We start from the raw sequence: 20,873 nt of genomic DNA on the forward strand, positions 1-20,873 counted from the left end.
TCCTCATGGATGACGAAGACCGCGAGAACGAAGGCGACCTGATCATGGCCGCCGAATGCTGCCAGGCCGAACACATCAACTTCATGGCCAAGCACGCCCGTGGCCTGATCTGCATGCCGATGAGCCGAGAGCGCTGCGAACTGTTGAAGCTGCCGCTGATGGCGCCGCGCAACGGTTCCGGTTTCGGCACCAAGTTCACCGTTTCGATCGAAGCTGCCGAAGGCGTGACCACCGGCATCTCCGCCGCCGATCGCGCGCGCACCGTGCAGGCCGCTGCGGCCAAGGACGCCAAGGCTGAAGATATCGTCAGTCCGGGCCACATCTTCCCGCTGATGGCCCAGGCCGGCGGCACTCTCGCTCGCGCCGGCCACACCGAAGCCGCTTGCGACCTGGCGCGCATGGCCGGTTTCGAGCCGAGCGGGGTGATCTGCGAAGTGATGAACGACGACGGCACCATGTCCCGTCGCGCTGAACTCGAAGCATTCGCCGCCGAACACAACATCAAGATCGGCACCATCGCCGACCTGATTCACTACCGGATGATCCACGAACGTACCGTTCAGCGGATTGCCGAGCAGCCGCTGGACAGCGAACTGGGCCAATTCAACCTGGTGACCTATCGTGATTCGGTGGAAGGCGACGTGCACATGGCCCTGACGCTGGGCACTGTCTGCGCTGAAGAACCGACGCTGGTTCGCGTGCACAACATGGACCCGCTGCGCGATCTGCTCATGGTCAAGCAACCGGGCCGCTGGAGCCTGCGCGCCGCCATGGCTGCGGTCGCCGAGGCCGGCAGCGGTGTGGTGCTGCTGCTCGGTCACCCGCTCGATGGCGACGTGCTGCTGGCGCATATCCGTGAAACCGGTGAGCAGGCAGCGCCGAAAAAACCGACCACCTACAGCATTGTCGGTGCCGGTTCGCAGATCCTGCGTGACCTCGGCGTGCGCAAGATGCGCTTGATGTCAGCACCAATGAAGTTCAATGCGATATCCGGTTTCGATCTGGAAGTTGTAGAATACGTGCCCTCCGAATAATGACCGGCTGTTTCCGGACTCCGATTCGCGGCAAATAATCACTGAGGGGCGCGTAGCAGACGCGTCCCGGCTCTTTAAGAGAACTGACGAATGACCCTGAAGACCATCGAAGGTACCTTCATCGCCCCCAAAGGCCGCTACGCTCTGGTAGTGGGCCGCTTCAACAGCTTCGTGGTTGAAAGCCTGGTCAGCGGTGCCGTTGATGCCCTGGTTCGCCACGGCGTGAGCGAAAGCGACATCACCATCATCCGCGCGCCGGGCGCCTTCGAAATCCCGCTGGTTGCGCAGAAAGTCGCCCAGAAAGGCGAGTTCGCAGCGATTATCGCCCTTGGCGCGGTCATTCGTGGCGGTACTCCGCACTTCGAATACGTGGCTGGCGAGTGCACCAAAGGCCTGGCCCAGGTCTCCATGGAATTCGGCGTACCGGTCGCGTTCGGCGTGCTGACCGTCGATTCCATCGAGCAAGCCATCGAACGTTCCGGCACCAAGGCCGGTAACAAAGGTGCCGAAGCTGCCCTGTCCGCTCTGGAAATGGTCAGCCTGCTGGCGCAGTTGGAGGCCAAGTGATTAGCGACGAAAGCGATCGTTTCAACCCGCGCGATCCGAAACCTGCGGATGCCGGCAAGCCGTCGAAGAGCGCCAAACGTCGCGAAGCCCGTCAGCTCGCGACTCAAGCGCTGTACCAGTGGCACATGGCCCGGCAATCGCTGAACGAGATCGAAGCGCAGTTTCGCGTTGATAACGATTTCTCCGATGTCGACGGCGCCTACTTCCGTGAAATCCTTCACGGGGTTCCGCAGTTCAAGACCGAAATCGACACTGCCCTGACGCCTTGCCTGGATCTGGCGATCGAAGAGCTCGACCCGGTTGAACTGGCGGTTCTGCGTCTGTCGACCTGGGAACTGCTCAAGCGCGTCGACGTGCCTTACCGCGTTGTGATCAACGAAGGTATCGAGTTGGCCAAAGTGTTCGGTTCGACCGACGGCCACAAGTTCGTCAACGGCGTGCTCGACAAGCTGGCCCCGCGCCTGCGTGAAGCTGAAGTGAAGGCGTTCAAGCGCTGATCGGCGCTTGAATACTTTTTCTCGGCCATGGGCGAGTTTGAGCTGATCCGCAATTTCTTCGCCGCCGCGCCTTGTGCGCAGGGCGGCGAAGGCGTTGCTCTGGGGATCGGCGACGACTGCGCCTTGCTGGCAGTTCCCGTTGGGGAACAGTTGGCGGTTTCCACCGATACGCTGGTGGCCGGTGTGCATTTCGCCGACCCCTGCGATCCGTTTCTGCTCGGTCAGCGCTCGCTGGCCGTCGCGGTCAGTGACCTGGCCGCCATGGGCGCCGCGCCCGTTGCCTTTACCCTTGCCCTGACCTTGCCGACGGTGACTGCCGATTGGCTGCAAGCCTATGCCCGGGGTTTGAACCGCATGGCGCAAAGCTGCGGCGTCGCGCTGGTCGGCGGCGATACCACGCGCGGACCGTTGAGCCTGACGGTCACCGTGTTCGGCCGCGTACCCGCTGGCCAGGCCTTGACCCGCAGCGGTGCGCAGGCCGGTGATCTGCTCTGCGTCGGCGGCGAACTGGGCAATGCCGCCGGCGCCTTGCCGCTGGTATTGGCCCAACGTGATGCCGAAGCGCATATCGCCCGGCCGCTGCTCGAGCATTACTGGTCGCCGCAGCCGCAACTGGCGCTCGGTCAGGCCCTGCGCGGCAAGGCCACGGCGGCACTGGACATCTCCGACGGCCTGCTCGCCGATTGCGGGCATATCGCGCTGGCGTCGAAGGTGCGACTTGAGATTGAACGCGAGCGTGTACCGTTGTCGGATGCTTTAGTCGCGTTTCTCGGCCAGCGCGGTGCCGAGCGCGCGGCATTGAGCGGTGGTGATGACTACGTACTGGCCTTCACCTTGCCGTCCGCCGAATTGCCGGCACTGCTGGCCGACGGCTGGCCGATCCATGTGATCGGCCGTGTGCTGCCGGGCCAGGGCGTACTTCTGCTGGACCGCGACGGGCACGACATCACTCCGCAGATTCGCGGCTACCAACATTTTCAGGAGACACCGTGACAGATCACCCGAAACAGGTCCCTGCCGAATTCGTGCCTCCTTCGGTCTGGCGCAATCCGTGGCATTTCCTCGCGTTCGGCTTCGGCTCCGGCACCTTGCCAAAAGCGCCGGGCACGTGGGGCTCGCTGGTGGCGCTGCCGTTCATTCCGCTGTGGCAGATGCTGCCCGACTGGGGCTACTGGCTGATGCTTGGCATCACCATGCTGTTCGGCTTCTGGCTGTGCGGCAAAGTCGCTGACGATTTGCGCGTGCACGACCACGAAGGCATCGTCTGGGACGAAATGGTCGGCATGTGGATCACCCTGTGGCTGGTGCCGGAAGGCTGGTACTGGTTGCTCGCGGGTTTTCTGGTGTTCCGCTTCTTCGATATTCTCAAGCCGTGGCCGATCCGCTGGATCGACAAGCATGTGCATGGCGGCGTCGGCATCATGCTCGACGACGTGCTGGCCGGTGTGTTCGCCTGGCTGGCGATGCAAGGGCTGGTCTGGGTATTCGCCTGATTCGACTCACGTGAGGAAACACGCAATGCTGCGACGCGGGTTGGCGCTGCTGCTTCTGGCTCTGCTGGGCACGTTCGCCCATGCGCAGGCCGCCGCGCCTGTGCCTGGGGTGATCCATCTGGCCAGCGAAGACTGGGAGGATTACACCGCCGCCGACGGCCATGGTCTGGCCTGGGACGTGTTGCGCAAAGTGTTCGAGCCGGCCGGGGTCAAGCTGGATATCCGCACGGTGCCGTACACCCGGTCGATCGGGCTGGTGCAGTTGAAGGAAGTTGACGCGCTGGTCGGCTCCTACCGCGACGAAGCCGAGCATGTGCTGTACCCGCAATCGAAGTTCGATTCTGATCACATCTACGCGCTGGGCCTGTCCAGCAGCCCGCCGCCGACCCAGGCGACCCTGGGCAAATATCGTCTGGCCTGGGTGCGCGGCTACCGCTACGAGAACTACTTGCCGAACATCCAGCGCTTCAACCAGATCGAACGACGTACCGGCATTCTGCTGATGCTCAAGCAGGGCCGGGCGGATTACTACATCGATGCGCTGACCGAGATTGAAGCGGTCGTGCGCGATGCCGCGGATCCAGCGCAGTATCGCTATTCGCATCTGGCTGAGTTGCCGCTGTTTCTCGGTTTCGCCGATACCCCACAGGCTCGCGCGTTGATGGCGCTGTATGACCGGCGCATGGCGGAGCTGGTCAAGAGCGGAGAGTTGAAGCCGGTCTTCGAGAAGTGGCAGCAGCCGTATCCGTTTGATCCAAAATGATCACAGTGTCCTGTGGGAGCGCATGGCAGCTGTCATCAAACTTTTTGATGGTTATGCCCGATAATTCAGCCTAAGCGTCCACAGGAACCTGCTGTTACAATGCCCGCCTGCGAATTTTCAGTCTTCTAGATCAGGAGCACATCGGTGCCTGTCGTCTTCGTCGCCGCTTCCAAGCTGCCAACGCCTTTTGCGCAATTCACCATGCACGGCTTTCTCGATGAGAGCACCGGGCGTGAGCACGTCGTGCTGAGCCTCGGTGAAATTGCCGATGGCGCCCCGGTACTCGGTCGCCTGCATTCCGAATGCCTGACCGGCGATGCCTTGTTCAGCCAGCGTTGCGACTGCGGCTCGCAACTGGAAGCCGCGTTGCAGGCGATTGCCCGCGAAGGCCGTGGCGTGCTGCTGTATCTGCGTCAGGAAGGGCGCGGCATCGGTCTGCTGAACAAGATCCGCGCCTATGAATTGCAGGACGGCGGCGCCGACACCGTGGAAGCCAACGAGCGTCTGGGCTTTGCCGCCGATCAGCGCGACTACGCCATGTGCCTGCCGATGCTTGAGCATCTGGGCGTGAAATCCCTGCGCCTGATGACCAACAACCCGCGCAAGGTCAAAGCGCTGACCGACATGGGCATCGTCGTCGCCGAGCGCGTGCCGCTGCACACCGGGCACAATCCGCACAACAAACTCTACCTGGCGACCAAGGCCAGCAAGCTCGACCACATGATGGGCAACGAGCATCAGGGCGAGGCCGACCGCGCGTGACCCGTGGCCAGGTGCGGCGGCGGTTGTCGGTGGCCTGGTGGCAATACCTGGCGCTGGCGCTGTTGCCGCTGTTCGTGCTCAACGCGCTGTTCGGTGAAGGCCAGGGCCTGCTGCCAGTGCTGGCAATGCCTTTGTTCATCGCCGGCGTCGCCTCGATGTTTGTCAGCCTGAAGTATTTCGCCCGCTACAAACACGCGTTGATCGCCACGCAAAAAGCCCTCGATACCGCCGAAGAACCCGCCGCCTGGATTGCCCTTGCGGCGCGTCGGCGTACGGCGTTGCTGGTAGGGTCCTTGCCGGCCTGGATTGGCGCACTGGCGGTATTCGTCGGCCTCGAAGCCGTGCCGTTGATGTTGCTGGCGCTGTCCACCGCCGTGCTGTTCTACCTCTACCGTATTCCGCGACAACTCGGCTGATGCATCGCCTGTGGCTGGCGGTTCTGCTGCTCGCCCTGAGCAGCCCGGCGCTGGCCGCACTGCGTGTGGTCAGCCTCGCCCCCTCGCTGTCTGAAATCGTCGTTGAACTGGATTCCGCTGACCTGCTGGTCGGCGTACTGGATGCGGGCGAGCGGCCGGCGGCGATAGCGGATGTTCCATCAGTGGGCCGCTACGGCCAGCTCGACATGGAGCGCTTGCTCAGCCTGAAACCGGATTTGCTGCTGCTCTGGCCCGGCAGTGTTGGCGCGGGGCAGCGTGATCAGCTCAAGCACCTGCACATTCCGACCTTCGTCGCCGAACCGCACACGTTGGCGCAACTGGCGACGCAAATTGAAGCGATCAGCAAACAGCTCGGGCGTCCAGAACGTGGGGCGAAACGAGCGGCCGAATTGCGAGAGCAACTGAATGATCTGCGCCAGCGTTATAGCCGTGACGAACCGCTGCGGGTTTTCTATCAAGTCTGGGACAAACCGCTATACACCGTCGGTGGCGGGCAGATCATCAGCGATGCGCTTGAGGTGTGCGGCGCGCGCAATGTCTTCGCCGAGCTGAATCTGCCGGCACCGCAGGTGAGTATCGAGGCGGTATTGCAGCGTGATCCGGAAGTGATTGTCGCCGGTGATCAGCCCCAGCTAGGGGCGTGGAAGGCCTGGCCGCAGGTGGCGGCGGTCAGGCAGGGGAGACTGCTATTGGTCACTGACAAAGGCCTTGAGCGACCGAGCGGGCAGATGATCAGCGCCACCGCCAAGCTTTGCCAATCGATCGCGCCGGATCGGTAGACCGCATCGCCTGTATTCGCGAGCAGGCTCGCTCCCACACTGGATTTGCGTTGAAAACAAACTGTGTGGCCGCACTCAGTCTACTGTGGGAGCGAGCCTGCTCGCGAAGAGGCCTGCCAACCAACACAAATCTCAGTTCAGAGTTCAGGGGTCCATGTCACCCCAAACATCCACGCCCGACCTTCCTCACGATAGCCATACTGCGCGCCTTCATAGCTGTAATTCGCCCGGCTGTAGCCCTTGTCCAGCAGGTTATCCACCTTCAGATCCAGCTTGATCTCACGGTTCAGCGCCCAACTGCTGCGCAGCCCGAGCGTGCCGTAGCCACCCAGCGACTGGGTGTTGTTCAAGTCGTCGTAACTGCCGCTGACCAATTGCCAACTGGCGCCGAGTCCCAAGCGATCAAACTGCTGATCCAGATCCCAACTGGCCGTGCGCCGCGCCCGTCGCGCCAGCGTATGCCCGGTATCGCGATCACGTGGGTCAATGATCGCCACGCCAAGATTGCTCTGCCAGCCAAACAACTCCTGCTTCAACGCTGCTTCAAAACCGTTGATGCGCGCTGACGCAACGTTCTGCGGGCGTGAGTTGCTGCCGAAGATGATCGCGTCTTCCAGGTCGGTGCGGTAAATCGAGGCTTCCAGCCGCGCGCTGTCGCTCAACTGGCTGCGCCATTGCAGTTCGTAGCTTTTCGAAGTTTCCGGTTTCAGGTCGGGATTGCTGAAATCCGGGTAGTACAGGTCGTTGAAGGTCGGCGCGCGGAAACCTTCGCTGTAGCTCAGCAGCACGTCGTTGTCCGGGTTCAGCGGCAGGGTGAAGGTGCCGCTCCAGGTGTTCTGGCTGCCGAACTGCTGGTTGTCGTCGTGGCGCAGGCCGATCTCGGTAGAGAAGCTGTCGGCCTGGTAGCGATGCTGGATGAACGCGGCGCGATTCCAGCGGCTGTCCTCGTCAAACGCAGTGCTGCTGTTGACCCGGTCTTCGTACCAGTCACCACCGAGGATAAGGCTGTTGCGCGCGTCCAGCGTCAGGTCGTTCTGCCAGTTCACCGAGTCGCGATAGGTGTTGAACACCGTTCGCTCGTCGCTGAGCTTGTCGAAGGTCTTTTCGCGGTTTTCGCTGTGGCCGAATTCAATGCGGGTTTTCCAGGTTTCCTTGACCCGCGCATCGACATAACTGCTGATGCTGCTGACATTGAAATCACTGTATGGCTGCTGTTGCACCGACTCGAAAGTGTCCATGTCGAAGCGGCCGAACGGGTTGTCGAATTCGCTCCTGCCACGGTTATCCAGCAGATTGGCGCCGACTTCGACGTCATCGGTCAGCGCGTGGCTGAGGCTCAGGCTCAGGGATTTGTTGCGGTAGGCATCATGGTCGCTGTCGCTTGGATACGACTCGTGGGTACGGTCGAGCCCGGCCGTTTCGTCGAGGCTGGCGCCGAGGTTGAAGCGGGTTTTCTCGTCGCCGCCGGACAAGCCGAGGCTGCGTTCCCAGGTCTGCTGACTGCCGAAGCCCAGATGCAGGCGTGGCTGCAAGCCTTGCTCGGTGCCGCGCCGGGTGAAGATCTGGATCACCCCGCCAATCGCGTCGCTGCCGTAAATCACCGTGCGCGAACCGCGCAGCACTTCGACGCGCTCGATCTGCTCGATGTTCAGATGCTGCAGGTTGCTGTCGCCGGAAGTCGAATTGCCGATGCGCTGGCCATCGACCAGCACCAGGCTCTGCGCCGATTGCGTGCCGCGAATGTAGATCCCCGGCAGGCTGCCGCGCCCGCCGGTCTGCGCCACTTGCACACCAGGCACGCGCCGCAGCAGATCGGGCACGTCGCTGGGTTGCAGGCGATCGATGTCTTCGCGGGTGAACACGGTGTTGGCGGCGCTGCTGTCGTTGCGCGCCTCGACCTGACGATTGGCGCTGATCAGCGTGTCCGGCAGCTTCAGCGCCTGATCGCGTTCGAATGTATCGGCAAGGGCGCTGGCGGTTGGCAGCAGGAGGAAGGGCAGGGCGAGGCGGGAGAGGTTCATGGACAGTCCAACGGGAGTTTCAGGTGTACACAAATCAAATGTGGGAGCGAGCCTGCTCGCGAAGGCGGTGTATCAGTCAGTTCGTCTGTGACTGACAGTCCGCTTTCGCGAGCAGGCTCGCTCCCACAAGGGTATTGCGTTTATTGGGCGAGCAATGCCAGCCGCTGGCGAATCGACGCTTCGATCCCGGCCTCATCCAGCCCGCACTCGGCAAGCATCTGCGCCGGTTTCGCATGCTCGACGTAAATGTCCGGCAAGCCCAGATGCAGCATCGACTTGAGAATGTTCTCGCGGGCGAGAAACTCGCTGACCGCGCCACCGGCGCCGCCCATGATTGCGTTCTCTTCGATAGTCACCAGCAACTCGTGGTTGCCGGCGATCTCGCGCACCAGCGCTTCATCCAGCGGTTTGACGAAACGCATGTCGACCACGGTGGCGTCGAGTTTCTCGGCGACTTTCAAGGCTTCGCTCAGTTGCACGCCGAACACCAGCATGGCGACCTTGCTGCCCTGACGACGGACAATGCCCTTGCCGATTTCGATCGCTTCGAGATCTTTTTCGATGACTGCGTTCGGCCCGCTGCCACGCGGGTAACGCACTGCCGCCGGGCCGTTGTAGAGGTGGCCGGTTGTGAGCATCTTGCGCAATTCGTTTTCATCGCTCGGGGTCATGATGACCATGCCCGGGATGCACCGCAGGTACGACAGGTCGTAGCTGCCAGCGTGGGTCGGGCCGTCTTCGCCGACCAGGCCGGCACGGTCGATGGCGAACAGCACGTCGAGGTTCTGCACGGCGACGTCGTGTACCAACTGGTCGTAGCCGCGTTGCAGGAATGTCGAATAGATCGCCACCACCGGTTTCGCGCCTTCGCAGGCCATGCCGGCGGCGAACGTTACCGCGTGCTGCTCGGCAATCGCCACGTCGAAATAACGCTCGGGGAAGCGCTCGCTGAACGCCACCAGATCCGAGCCTTCCTTCATCGCCGGGGTAATTCCGACCAGACGAGCGTCAGCCGCCGCCATGTCACACAGCCACTCGCCAAACACCGCCGAATACTTCGGCCCGCTGACGGCTTTCGGCGCAGCGGCGGGAGCGTCCAAAGGTTCGAGTTTGGTGATGGCGTGGTAACCGATCGGGTCGACTTCCGCCGGGGCGAAGCCTTTGCCTTTCTTGGTGACGATATGCAGGAACTGCGGGCCTTTGAGATCGCGCATGTTGCGCAGCGTGGCGATCAAGGTGGGCAGATCGTGGCCGTCGATCGGGCCGATGTAATTCCAGCCCAGCTCTTCGAAGAGGGTGCCAGGGACCAGCATGCCTTTGGCATATTCTTCGGTGCGACGGGCGATTTCCCACGCACCGGGCAGGCGCGAAAGGACTTTCTTGCTGCCCTCGCGCATGCTCGCGTAGGTGCGGCTGGACAGGATCTTCGCCAGATAATTCGACAACCCGCCGACGTTGCGCGAGATCGACATATCGTTGTCGTTGAGGATCACCAGCATGTTGGCGTTGACTTCAGGCGCATGGTTCAGCGCCTCGAAAGCCATGCCGGCGGTCAGCGCGCCGTCGCCGATCACGGCGATAGCCTTGCGATCGCTGTCCTGCAGACGGGCGGCAATGGCCATGCCCAGCGCGGCACTGATCGAGGTGCTGGAGTGGCCGACGCCAAAAGTGTCGTACTCGCTCTCGGAGCGGCGCGGGAACGCGGCAATGCCGTCCTTCTGACGCAGGCTGGCCATGCGCTCGCGGCGACCGGTGAGGATCTTGTGCGGATACGCCTGATGCCCGACGTCCCACAGCAGACGGTCGTCCGGGGTGTCAAAGACATAATGCAGCGCGATGGTCAGCTCGATCACGCCCAGGCCGGCACCGAAATGCCCACCGGTCTGGCCGACCGTGTAGAGCAATTCCAGGCGCAACTCATCAGCCAGGGTTTCCAGCTCGGCTTCGCCTAACCGGCGCAGGCCGTCCGGCGTGTTCGCACGGTCGAGCAGGGGCGTGGTCGGGCGCTTGCGGGGAATCTCATGAAACGTCGTGGGCATCAGGCGAATCGTTATAGGTATAAAAGATGCGGCAGTTTACCTGATGCATCGCCCCCTGCCCACGCGTTGGTCTTTTTTGGCCGATACGCCGTCAGTTGCGCCGCTCGACGATATACCGGGCCAGCTCGCGCAACGGCTCGGCGACCGCGTCAAACGGTCGCAGCGCCTGCAGGGCCTGATCGCGCAGTTCCAGAGCGTAGGCCTTTGCGGCTTCGAGGCCGAGCAGGGCCGGGTAGGTTGGCTTGTCGCGGGCAATGTCGGCGCCCTGGCGTTTGCCGAGAGTTGCGGTATCGCTTTCCACGTCGAGGATGTCGTCCTGCACCTGAAAGGCCAGACCAATGGCCTGTGCATAAGTCTGCAACGCCTGAAGCTGATCATGCTGGGCGCGGCCGCTGGCCAGGGCGCCGAGCCTGACGCTGACTTCAATCAGCGCGCCGGTCTTGTGCCGGTGCATCTGTTCCAGGGCTGTTTGATCGAGCTTGAGACCGACCGAACCCAGATCGATGGCCTGACCACCGACCATGCCCGCAGGGCCGGCTGCATGGGCCAGCGCAGAGACCATCTGCAGACGGATGTCGCTGCTGCAATCGCTCAGGCGCGGGTCGAGCAGGGCGCTGAAGGCCAGGCTCTGCAAGCCGTCACCGGCGAGGATCGCGCAGGCTTCGTCGAATTTCTTGTGGGTCGTCGGCTGGCCGCGACGCAGATCGTCATCGTCCATCGCCGGCAAATCGTCGTGCACCAGCGAGTAGGCGTGGATCAACTCGACCGCACACGCCGCGCCGCTGGCCTGTTCAGCCTGGCCACCGAGGGCTTCGCACGCCGCGTAAGCCAGCAACGGGCGCACGCGTTTGCCGCCGTTCATCACGCTGTAGCGCATCGCTTCGTAGAGCCGCGCCAGTTCCGGCAGCGGCGCGTTGAACAGCGTCTCCAGCGCCGCGTTGACCCGGGCCTGACTGCTCGCCGAATACGTCGCGATCATTCTGGCTCATCCGCGTCGAAGGGTTCCTCGGCGAGCTCGCCATCACGCTCCAGCAGCACCTGCACTTTCTGCTCGGCCTGGGCCAGCGCCGCCTGGCAGTCACGGGTCAGGCCGATGCCCTGCTCGAAAGCGGTCAGCGAGTCTTCCAGCGACAATTCACCGTTCTCCAGACGCTCGACCAGTGTTTGCAGGTCGGCGAGGGATTGTTCGAAATCCAGTGCAGCTTTTTTGCGGGCCATGGCGGCAATTTCCGGTAGACGTTAAACCGGCGCGACACTAGCAGATAGGGGGGGTATGGGCAAATGAGCGGGCCGTCGCTAGGCCCCTCCATAACGGTCGGCGAGTCAATCCGGATAGTTGATTTTGTAACGCGTACTGCGTCCGCCGCCCGGCAGGCGTTGCAGGCAGCCCTTGTCCAGCAACTCCGCCAGATGCCGCGTCGCGGTGGCTTTGGATACTTTCGCAACCGCTTGATATTGCCCTGCGCTGAGGCCCTGTTCGAAACCGCGCTCACCGCCATCGAGCAAGCAATTGAGCACTTTGATCTGCTCCGCTGAAAGGTCGGATTCGCGGTGCGCCTGCCAGAAGCGAGTCTTGCCCAACACCGAATCTATCCGGGTGATGGCTTGCTGCAGGCTGCGCAGCAGTGTCTGCAAAAACCAGGTCAGCCATTCGGTGATATCGAGCGTGGTCTTTTGGCTCGACTCCAGAATCCGGTAATAACCGGCGCGATCCTCGAGAATGCTTGCGGACATCGCGTAGAAGCGGATCGCCTGCGCTTCGCCTTGCGCCAGCGCCAGATCGGTGATGGTGCGGGTCAGACGACCGTTGCCGTCGTCGAAAGGGTGCAGAGTGACAAACCAGAAATGCGCGATGCCTGCGCGTAACAGCGGATCCAGCGAAACCTGATCGCGGCTGGCTTCGAACCAGCTCAAAAAACGCTCAATTTGCTGTTCCAGCCCTAGGCGCGGTGGCGCCTCAAAGTGAACCGTTGGTCGGTCGAGTCGTCCGGACACCACCTGCATCGGTTCGTCGCCGCGCAAGGTACCGACGAGTATTGGCCGCGCGCTGAACATCGCTTCCTCGGCGGGGAAAAGCCAGGTGTGCCATTCCAGCAATCGGGCCAGGGTCAGCGGCTCGTCGAAGCCATGGGTGGCATCGAGCATCAATTGCGCCAAGCCCTCGCTACGCTGGCTGACGCTATCGCGATCAACCCATTCCAGACCCAGGCGCCGGGCCAGAGAAGAGCGCACGGAGCCGACATTCAGTTGCTCACCTTCGATGGCGGAGGAGGTGACGATGTTCTGAAGCAACGCATCGAGCTCGCTCTGTGCGCTCATCGAATCGCCCACTGCGCCGGCCATTCCCAACAGTCGGCCCTGCATCTGCACGCACTCGCGCAGCAGCGGGGCGAGGCGCTCTGCTTGCCAGTTGAAGTTGGGCCAATCCGGTTGTTGCCAGATCCAATGTGCGGTCATTGATCACCTGTCGTAGAAGCGTGAGCCGAATAAAAACGCTATTCGGCTCATTTGGTGAGCCGAATATGCCGGCTATTCGGCTCATCGTCTACCCGGATGGCGAGATTCCTACAGCAATCACACATGTATCCGATTGTTAAAAAACTGCCGAATCGCTAATCTTCGCCGCTTCTACGGCCCCGACAGTTGCGGGGCATTCAGACGAAACGCAGTTCACCGCTGTGAAGTACCGAGGATCGGGTGCAAGGTTTCGTTCAAGGCATGGCAGGAGGCGTCACATGCGTTCATTTCTTTTGCTGCTGATCGGCCTCGCCTGCGCGCCTGCGCTGTGGGCCGCGCCGACTGCGCAGTTGTCCGAGCCGGTCGGCGGCTGGCGTTATCACGGCCTGCTCGATCGTTCGGAAAATCCGCAGGTCGCCTACCCGACGCCGCCGATCGATCGCGGCATTCAGCGCAATCGCACGATGATCCAGGGCCAGCTCAAAGCCCTCGGCCACATGCGTCCGCCGCACAGCCTCGCCGTCAACGGCAATCCATTGAATCTGTACACCGATGATCAGGGACGTTTTGCCCGGCCCTACGCATTTGGCGCCGGTTCCAACAGCGTCGAAGTGATCAGCGCCGAGGGCCAGTCGCTCAAGCGCGTGCAATTTTATGAAGCAAATAATCTGCGCACGCCGGCGAAGATTCGTCTTGTCTTGGGATGGGACGACCCGAAAGCCGAGCTGGATCTGCATATTGTCACCCCCGACGGTCAGCATGCCTTTTGGGCACGGCCGGCGCTGAGCAATGGCGGCGGCCTCGACCCGGATGGTGTCGACGGCCCCGGCCCGGAAATGTTCACCATGACCGCGCCGCTGCACGGCACGTATCTGGTCTACGTCAACTATTGGGGCAATTACGGCGATGGTGGCTATAACTTCGAGGAAACCAGTAATCAGAACGAGGTGATCACCTCGCAGATCACTCTGGTGCTCAACGAAAACACCGTCGACGAAAAACGCGAAACCTTCATCGTGCCCCTGCGGGCGATCGGTGATCTGCTGCTGGTCAAGACTTTCAACTATTAAGCATCCCGCCACGGATGAACTCGGATGTTGTGAACATGAGCGATAACACTGTGACTCCAGCTGCCGCGACACCGGCGGCCAAACCTTCGCGGCGCTGGCCGCTGGTATTGCTCGGCCTGTGCCTGGTGGCCGGTGTGGCGGGCGGTTTCGGCTGGCTGCTGCTCAAGCCCAAAGCGCCGCCGGCGACACTTGCCAGTGACAAGCTCGGCCTCGGTCGTCCGGACGCCTTGCTCGAAACCCGTTCACTGAGCCAGTTGCCCAAGGACCTGCTGACGGTGCCGTTCCTCAAGGCCACGCTCACCGAGGATTTCGTCTTCTATTACGAAACTCACGCCGACCGCCTCGGCCTGATTGGCAGCCTGCGGCGGATCATCTACGAGCATGACCTCAAATTGCAGGACAGCCTGATCGAGCAGCTTTTTGATCAACCGGCCGATGTGGCGTTGTGGCGCGGTGCGGATGGTCGCTTGAAGGATTTCCTGCTGGTGATGGATCGCGGCGGGTTGGCCAAGCTGATCGAGCCATTGGCGAAAGTGGCGCTGGATGACACTCAGCTCAGCATCTTCGGCACTCTCAAAGTCGGCGGCGATGACGTGCCGCTGTATCAACTCAGCTACAACGCCAGCAAATCACTGCTGTTCGCGTCGCGCGGCGACAAGCTGGTGGTGTTGTCCAATCCAGCCAAGTACTACGACCCCGAGAGCGGCGTCTCGGAGGAGTCGGGCCGCGTTTCCACGCAAGCGATGGCGGCGTTGCTCAACGGTGAAAAACTCTTCCCCGAAGCGTTCGGCTTGCCAGCGAAAAACCCGGAAACCAAGCAGCGTCTGTCGGTCAATTCCAGCGTCCTCGCCATGGGCTATCAGCGCTTCATTCCGAATTTCGCCGGCCTGCGTTTCGACATGGACGACAAGGGCTGGCACAGCTATCTGGCCATGGACGAACTGGAAAATCAGCCGGACTTCGATTTCAAACCGGTCTGGCAGGCGATGCCGTTGGGGGCGAGCGCTTGCGTGACCCTGCCGGTGGCGGCCGAGCCGCAGAAACCGATATTGATCAAACTCGGTGCCGATGAAGCTGTTGCGCAAACGCTGACCGAACACGTCGCTGGCGCGGCCGGCCTGTGCTGGTACGCCGATTCCCGGTTGTACACACCTCTGCTGGTCGCCAGCCTCAAAGACGAGGACAGCAGCAAACTCGACGCTGATCTGGGCAAGTTGTTCGGTTCGATGGTCGGCGCGTTCGAAGCCAACGTCGCCGAAAGCGTTTTCCCGGTGATCGACAAGCAGGAGGGCCAGAGCCACGTCTGGCAGCGTCAGGTCAGTTCCAGTTTCGGTCCGTACGCGGCGAAGACCGCTGAAAACCCGGAGGCGATTTCCGGCAAGGCGTTCATGAAAGTCAGCCTCGCCCGTCACGGCTCGACGCTGCTGTTCTCCCTCGACGACAAACTCGTCGACAAAGCCCTCGGCACCCTCGACAAGCGCTTCCCGCCGATGGCCGACGTTTTGCCAAAAGACGTACTGATGCCGATCTACTTCGGCCCGGACGCGATGGCGCAACTGATGCAGCGCGAAACCCTCGACAGCCTGCCGCAGGACATGGAGCCGGTGTTTTATAACGCTGCGCAAACCTACCTGATGCCGAAACTGCGCACCCTTGGCGGTTACGGCAAATATGCCCTGACCCTGCCCGAAGGCAGCGAGCCTGACGGCCACTGGCAATGGCTGCCGCTGGAATGGAAAGCGCTGTGAGCGCACTGATCCGCAGCCTCGGCTTGCTTGCGTTGCTGCTGAGCGCAGGCGCCCGTGCGGTTGAAGCGCCAGCGCTCGACCCGGCGCAATCCCAAGTGTTTCGCGCCTGGTTTGTGCGTATTGCTCAAGAGCAATTGAGCCAAGGCCCGAGCCCGCGCTGGTATCAGCAGGACTGCGCCGGCCTGGTGCGCTTTGCCGCCAACGAAGCGCTGAAAGTCCATGACGACAAATGGCTGCGCAGCAATGGTCTGTCCAATCGCTATCTGCCGCCGGAACTGGCGCTGAGCGATGCGCAACGCAAGCTCGCGCAACAGTGGCAGCAGGGCGGCGGCAAGGTCGGGCCGTACGTCAACGCGATCAAACTGATTCAGTTCAACAGCCATCTGGTCGGCCGCGATGTGTCGCAGGCGCGGCCCGGTGACCTGATGTTTTTCGATCAGGGCGACGACCAGCACCTGATGATCTGGATGGGCCGCTACATCGCCTATCACACCGGCACCACCACCCCCACTGACAACGGCATGCGTTCGGCAAGCCTGCAGCAACTCATGACATGGAAGGACACCCGATGGATACCCGACGCAGCCAACCCCAACTTCATCGGCGTCTATCGACTGAACTTTCTTTCCCAATGACCGGTGCCCGCATGTTGCGTATCTGTTCGCGAATTTCCTTGCTGTTGGCGTTGTTGCTGCCGTTTACCTGCGTCAACGCCGAAGACTCGGTGGAGCCGAGCAATTACACGCCGGTGGCCGGTGAGAGTTTTTTCTTGCTCGCCGATAGCAGTTTTGCCAGCGACGAGCCGGCGATGGTCCGCCTCGAAGCCCCGGGTCGTGACTACCGGCGTTTCCGTATGGAACCGTACGGCGGCGCCGACATTCGCGTGTATCGCATCGACAAGCCGCTGGATTTCCTCAAGCGCCAGAAGAACCTGCATCGCGTCGTCAGCGACGGCCAGTTCAAGGGCGAAGGTCTGTCCAACACCCTCGCGTATCTGTGGGACAACTGGTATCGCAAATCCCGCCGGGTGATGCAGCGTGCGTTCTCCTACGAGTCGCGCAAGCAGGTCACCGAAGAAGTGCCGGAGCTGAAAATGGGCGAGGCCATGGCCGCGCCGACGCCGTACGACGCGCAGCCGCAATTCGCGCTGATCCCGGGTTTGCCGGTGGTCAGCCAGTTCCGTTATCCGCTGTGGCAGGCCAAGCCGATTCAGCCGCCGGCCGGGGTCAATCTGGCCGGCTCGTCCAGCGACTTTGTCAGCGTCGCGCCGGGCAACGTCTACATCCCGCTGGGTAACCTGAAGCCGGGGCTGTATCTGGTTGAAGCGCTGATCGGCAAGTACCGCGCGACCACCATGGTTTTCGTCTCCAACACCGTCGCGGTGAGCAAGATTGCCGGCGATGAACTGCTGGTCTGGGCCGCGCGCAAACACGAAGGCAGTTCGGTGCCGAAGGTCAACGTGCTGTGGACCGATGGCCTCGGCGTGATGAGCAGCGGTGCTACCGATGCCGACGGTCTGCTGCGCCTGAAACACGTCAGCCCGGAGCGCTCGTTCGTCATCGGCGAGGACGAAGAGGGCGGCGTGTTCGTCTCGGAAAACTTCTACTACGACAGCGAAATCTACGACACCAAACTTTACGCCTTCACCGACCGGCCGCTGTATCGTCCGGGCGATTGGGTGTCGTTGAAAATCGTCGGTCGCGAGTTCAAGAATGCCCGTGATTCGGTGTTGCCGGGTGCGGCGGATGTCAGTGTCAGCGTGCTTGATGCCACGGGGACCGAATTGCAGACCCTCGATCTGAAACTGGATTCCAAGGCCGGTACTCAGGGCCGTTTCCAGTTGCCGGATAACGCCGTGGCCGGTGGTTACGAGATCCGTTTCAACTACAAGGAGCAGGCCTACAGCAGTGCTTTCCGTGTGGCTGAATACATCAAGCCGCACTTCGAAATCTCGCTGAATCTGGCCAAGCAGGATTACCGTACCGGTGAGCCGGTGAAAGGCAGTCTGGTGTTGCTCTACCCGGACGGCAAACCGGTGGCCAACGCCAAATTGAGCCTGAGCCTGCGCGCCCAGCAACTGTCGATGGTCGACAACGAGCTGCAATACCTCGGGCAATTTCCGGTGGAGCTGACCAGCACCGAACTGACCACCGACAGCAAGGGCAACGCGACCCTCGATCTGCCAGCCGCCGACAAGCCAAGCCGCTACATGCTCACTGTGTTTGCCAGCGACGGCGCGGCTTATCGGGTCAAGACCACCAAGGAAATCCTCATCGACCGTGGTGCGGCGAGCTTCCGCTTGAGCGCGCCGCAGCGGTTCAGCGCGGTCGGCGACAAGGTTGTCTTCAGCTACGCGAATGAGGGTGGCACCGAACAAAGCAAAGCCGTAACGCCGAGCAGCTACGCCTGGGTGCGCCTGGAAAATCAGAGCACCGGCGAAGGCAAACTCGCCGCAACGGACAAAGGCTTCAGCCTCGCCTTCGAACGTCCGGGCACCTACAACCTGACGCTGAAGGATCAACACGGTCGCGTCCTCGGCGCCACCAGCCATTCGGTCACCGGCGACGGTGTGAAAGCGGTGCCGGGTACCGTGGAAATCGTCCTCGACAAGCCCGAGTACAAGGCGGGCGAAGAAGCGCTGGCGCTGATCACCTTCCCTGAGCCGGTCAGCGATGCACTGCTGTCGCTGGAGCGCGACAAGGTCGAGGCCACTGCGCTGCTGGCCAAGGGCGCTGACTGGTTGAAGCTGGAAAAACTCAGCGACACCCAATACCGCGCGCGCATTGCGGTGAAGGATAACTTCGCGCCGAACCTGACCTTCTCCGTGCTCTACACCAAGGGCGGTCAGTACAGTTTCCAGAACGCCGGGATCAAAGTGGTCGCGCCGCAAATCGACGTGGCGATCAGCACCGACAAAGCGGTTTACCTGCCGGGCGATACGGTCACGGTCGACCTCACCACGCAGTTCGCCGGCAAAGCGGTTCCGGCGCATCTGACGGTCAGCGTGGTCGACGAAATGGTCTACGCGCTGCAACCGGAAGTCGCGCCGAGCATCGACCAGTTCTTCTATCACCCGCGGCGCAACAACGTGCGTACCAGTGCCAGCCTGTCATTCATCAGCTACGACGTGGCATTGCCGGGCAGCCCCGGCGCACCGGGCAAGGCCAATCGCAGCGAGCGCGGCGTGAAAGTGCTTGAGCGTCCGCGCCGTGAAGACGTCGACACCGCTGCATGGCAGCCGGAGTTGTTGACCGGCGCCGACGGCAAAACCCGCTTCACCTTCAAGATGCCGGACTCGCTGACCCGCTGGCGCATCACCGCGCGGGCGATTGCCGATGACGGTCAGGTCGGGCAGAAGAAGCAGTTTGTCCGTTCGGAAAAACCGCTATACCTGAAGTGGAGCGGGCCGAGCAGATTCCGCAAGGGCGATCAGCCGCAACTGGGCGTGTTCGCTTTCAGTCAGGCAGAGAAACCGGTCAAGGCTGAACTGGTGACTCACTATGCCGGTACCGAACAACGTCTGCCGGTGACTTTGAACAGCGGCATCAACTACCTGCCACTGCCGGCGTTCGCTTTGGCCTCTGGCGAGTGGACGGCGCAGTTGGTGCAGGATGGCAAAGTCGCCGATGCCCTGGCTGTGCGCTTGAGTGCCACCGGTGAAGGCTGGCCGGTCACCCAGACACAAAGCCTCGAAGTTGTCAGCGGCGACACGCCGTTGAGTTTTCCGGCGGATGCCACGGATATCCGCCTGCGTCTGGATGACAGTCCGCAAGCGCTGTTCCGTTCCGCCCTCGATGATCTGCTGAGCTACCCGTACGGCGGCGTCGAGCAGACCGCCAGTCGCTTGCTGCCGTTGAGCATCGCCTATCCATCGCTGGCTTCGAACCCGCAGATTCGCGATCGCTTGCGCCTGATCATGCAGAACAGCCGCCTGCGCCTGGTGCAAATGGCCGGGCCGTCGGCGAGCTTCACCTGGTGGGGCTACGACGGCGAGCCGGATGCATTTCTCACCGCCTATGCCTATTACGCCGACTGGAATGCCAGCCGCGTACTCGACCTGACCCTGCCGCCGGAGCACTGGCAGCGGGTGCTGGAGGTTTATGCCAAGCAGGCGCCGAATACGCCATTGCTGCAACGGGCGCTGATTCTGTCGTTCGCCAAACAGATGCAGCTGCCAGTGAACACGCTGCTCAGCGGTTTGATCGACGATCTGGCCAAGGCCGGTGAAGGCGCTGCCGAAACCTTGCTCGACGACGGCCAGGACAGTCTGGTGATGAACGACCCGGATTCGGCGCTCGGTCTGGCGACGGCACGGGTACTCACTGCATCGTTGGCCTCGCAGGTAAAAGTTGCTCTGCCGGAGGCATTCAATCGTCAACTGGGCGCAGCGCAACAACGTCTGGCGGTCAGCTCGCAGCCCTTCGTCGAAGCGCTGAACCTGTCGCTGCAACCGTTTGATCAGGCTCGTGCGACAGCGCTGCTGCAACGTCTGTTGCCGCAGCAATCGACACTGGAACGTGCACTGGCGCTGACCTGGCTGCAACGCAGCATCGCTCAGGCTTCGCCGACCATCGCGCTGATGCCGGGTGAAGGCTGGAAGAAAAACCACGGCGCCAGCGGCGAGATGTACTGGACATGGCAGGGCGCGGCGCCGCTGCCGAGCGTGCTGAGCGTGTCCGGCACGCAAGAGCGGCCGCTGCGTGCAGCGCTGAGCTTCCAGACGCAACAGCCGCAGGTCGATCCGATGGCCGTGACTATCACCCGGCGCCTGTCGCGTCTGGTGCCGGGCGACGAAGCGTTCACCTTCAAACTCGAGCCGGTCGGCACTAAACCGTTGTCCAGCGACAGCCTGTACCTGGACGAGGTGATCCTCACCAGCAAGGCAGCGAAACCGCTGCGCTACGGCATGCTTGAAGTGCCGCTGCCACCGGGCGCGGATGTCGAGCGCACGACGTGGGGCATCAAGTTGCAGGGCAAGGACGGCACCGAACCGACCGCGCTGGAGAAGGCGCGTTTCGAACCGGGACAACTGGCATACGCGGTGCCGGTCGACGCGCTGAGTGGCGAGTTGCGCCTGCGTCATCTGGTGCGCTTCTCGCAGAAGGGGCAGTTCAACCTGCCACCGGTACGCTTCAAGCAGGTGTATGCACCGCAGCATCAGGCCCAGGAGGCGAAAGCCGCCCTCGGTCAGGTCACGGTCAACTGA

Annotated in this window: 18 protein-coding genes; 13 read left to right on the top strand and 5 right to left on the bottom strand. The window is 62.2% G+C overall.

Translation table 11 applies throughout. The features are described from left to right. From ribBA to D8U70_RS14010, 9 genes are all read left to right on the top strand, one after another. Positions 1-1,034: bifunctional 3,4-dihydroxy-2-butanone-4-phosphate synthase/GTP cyclohydrolase II (gene ribBA, locus D8U70_RS13970; protein ID WP_130929114.1), on the top strand; the 1,034-nt coding region annotated here is incomplete at its 5' end. A gap of 90 nt (positions 1,035-1,124) precedes the next feature. Beyond that, positions 1,125-1,601, top strand: a complete 477-nt coding sequence (ribE, locus tag D8U70_RS13975; protein WP_003228649.1) for a 6,7-dimethyl-8-ribityllumazine synthase — start codon at positions 1,125-1,127, stop codon at positions 1,599-1,601. After that, positions 1,598-2,098, top strand: coding sequence for a transcription antitermination factor NusB (gene nusB, locus D8U70_RS13980; RefSeq protein ID WP_122506600.1), 501 nt, complete (start codon positions 1,598-1,600; stop codon positions 2,096-2,098). Before ribE ends, nusB begins: the two co-directional genes overlap by 4 nt. Positions 2,099-2,125: 27 nt before the next feature. Next, positions 2,126-3,091 carry a thiamine-phosphate kinase gene (gene thiL / locus D8U70_RS13985; RefSeq protein WP_130929115.1) on the top strand — a complete coding sequence of 322 codons (966 nt, stop codon included), beginning with the start codon at positions 2,126-2,128 and terminating at the stop codon, positions 3,089-3,091. Next, positions 3,088-3,591: a phosphatidylglycerophosphatase A gene (locus D8U70_RS13990; RefSeq protein WP_039761886.1), complete on the top strand. Its 504-nt coding sequence runs from the start codon at positions 3,088-3,090 to the stop codon at positions 3,589-3,591. Before thiL ends, D8U70_RS13990 begins: the two co-directional genes overlap by 4 nt. Before the next feature lie 25 nt (positions 3,592-3,616). Continuing rightward, positions 3,617-4,354 carry a transporter substrate-binding domain-containing protein gene (locus D8U70_RS13995; RefSeq protein ID WP_071173721.1) on the top strand — a complete coding sequence of 246 codons (738 nt, stop codon included), beginning with the start codon at positions 3,617-3,619 and terminating at the stop codon, positions 4,352-4,354. A gap of 144 nt (positions 4,355-4,498) precedes the next feature. After that, positions 4,499-5,116 carry a GTP cyclohydrolase II gene (ribA, locus tag D8U70_RS14000; protein WP_041477692.1) on the top strand — a complete coding sequence of 206 codons (618 nt, stop codon included), beginning with the start codon at positions 4,499-4,501 and terminating at the stop codon, positions 5,114-5,116. Next, a complete protein-coding gene (locus tag D8U70_RS14005; protein WP_130929116.1) occupies positions 5,113-5,532 on the top strand; it encodes an MFS transporter in 420 nt (139 codons plus the stop codon). Before ribA ends, D8U70_RS14005 begins: the two co-directional genes overlap by 4 nt. Then, positions 5,532-6,332: a cobalamin-binding protein gene (locus D8U70_RS14010; protein ID WP_130929117.1), complete on the top strand. Its 801-nt coding sequence runs from the start codon at positions 5,532-5,534 to the stop codon at positions 6,330-6,332. The genes D8U70_RS14005 and D8U70_RS14010 overlap by 1 nt, the downstream gene beginning before the upstream one ends. A gap of 137 nt (positions 6,333-6,469) precedes the next feature. Here D8U70_RS14010 and D8U70_RS14015 read toward each other — a convergent pair whose 3' ends face one another. The 5 genes from D8U70_RS14015 to D8U70_RS14035 form a co-directional block, all read right to left on the bottom strand. Continuing rightward, complete coding sequence (locus tag D8U70_RS14015) at positions 6,470-8,353, bottom strand: TonB-dependent receptor (RefSeq protein WP_130929118.1); 1,884 nt, start codon at positions 8,351-8,353, stop codon at positions 6,470-6,472. A gap of 140 nt (positions 8,354-8,493) precedes the next feature. Continuing rightward, positions 8,494-10,392 (bottom strand): 1-deoxy-D-xylulose-5-phosphate synthase, encoded by a 1,899-nt coding sequence (dxs, locus tag D8U70_RS14020; protein ID WP_073475710.1) that lies wholly within the window; start codon positions 10,390-10,392, stop codon positions 8,494-8,496. 91 nt (positions 10,393-10,483) lie between these two features. Then, entirely contained in the window at positions 10,484-11,371 is an 888-nt protein-coding gene (ispA, locus tag D8U70_RS14025) for a (2E,6E)-farnesyl diphosphate synthase (protein WP_130929119.1), read from the bottom strand. Next, positions 11,368-11,610 (bottom strand): exodeoxyribonuclease VII small subunit, encoded by a 243-nt coding sequence (locus D8U70_RS14030; protein WP_016772991.1) that lies wholly within the window; start codon positions 11,608-11,610, stop codon positions 11,368-11,370. The genes ispA and D8U70_RS14030 overlap by 4 nt, the downstream gene beginning before the upstream one ends. Positions 11,611-11,715: 105 nt before the next feature. Continuing rightward, positions 11,716-12,849: a Fic family protein gene (locus D8U70_RS14035; RefSeq protein WP_130929120.1), complete on the bottom strand. Its 1,134-nt coding sequence runs from the start codon at positions 12,847-12,849 to the stop codon at positions 11,716-11,718. A 278-nt stretch (positions 12,850-13,127) separates the two neighbouring features. On the opposite strand from D8U70_RS14035, the gene D8U70_RS14040 reads away from it, so the two are divergent. Genes D8U70_RS14040 through D8U70_RS14055 form a run of 4 tightly spaced genes read left to right on the top strand, consistent with a single transcriptional unit; the run spans position 13,128 to position 20,873 of the window. Then, entirely contained in the window at positions 13,128-13,919 is a 792-nt protein-coding gene (locus tag D8U70_RS14040; RefSeq protein ID WP_024014479.1) for a DUF2135 domain-containing protein, read from the top strand. A 35-nt stretch (positions 13,920-13,954) separates the two neighbouring features. Beyond that, the gene (locus tag D8U70_RS14045; protein ID WP_130929121.1) at positions 13,955-15,667 is read left to right on the top strand and encodes a DUF2138 domain-containing protein; all 1,713 of its coding nucleotides are present in this window, start codon (positions 13,955-13,957) and stop codon (positions 15,665-15,667) included. Then, positions 15,652-16,302 (top strand): DUF1175 family protein, encoded by a 651-nt coding sequence (locus D8U70_RS14050; RefSeq protein WP_071173713.1) that lies wholly within the window; start codon positions 15,652-15,654, stop codon positions 16,300-16,302. The genes D8U70_RS14045 and D8U70_RS14050 overlap by 16 nt, the downstream gene beginning before the upstream one ends. Further along, on the top strand, positions 16,299-20,873 hold the full coding sequence (locus D8U70_RS14055; RefSeq protein WP_130929122.1) for an alpha-2-macroglobulin: 4,575 nt from the start codon (positions 16,299-16,301) through the stop codon (positions 20,871-20,873). Before D8U70_RS14050 ends, D8U70_RS14055 begins: the two co-directional genes overlap by 4 nt.

Source organism: Pseudomonas sp. Sample_20 (assembly GCF_004307585.1).
Lineage (GTDB): Bacteria > Pseudomonadota > Gammaproteobacteria > Pseudomonadales > Pseudomonadaceae > Aquipseudomonas > Aquipseudomonas atacamensis.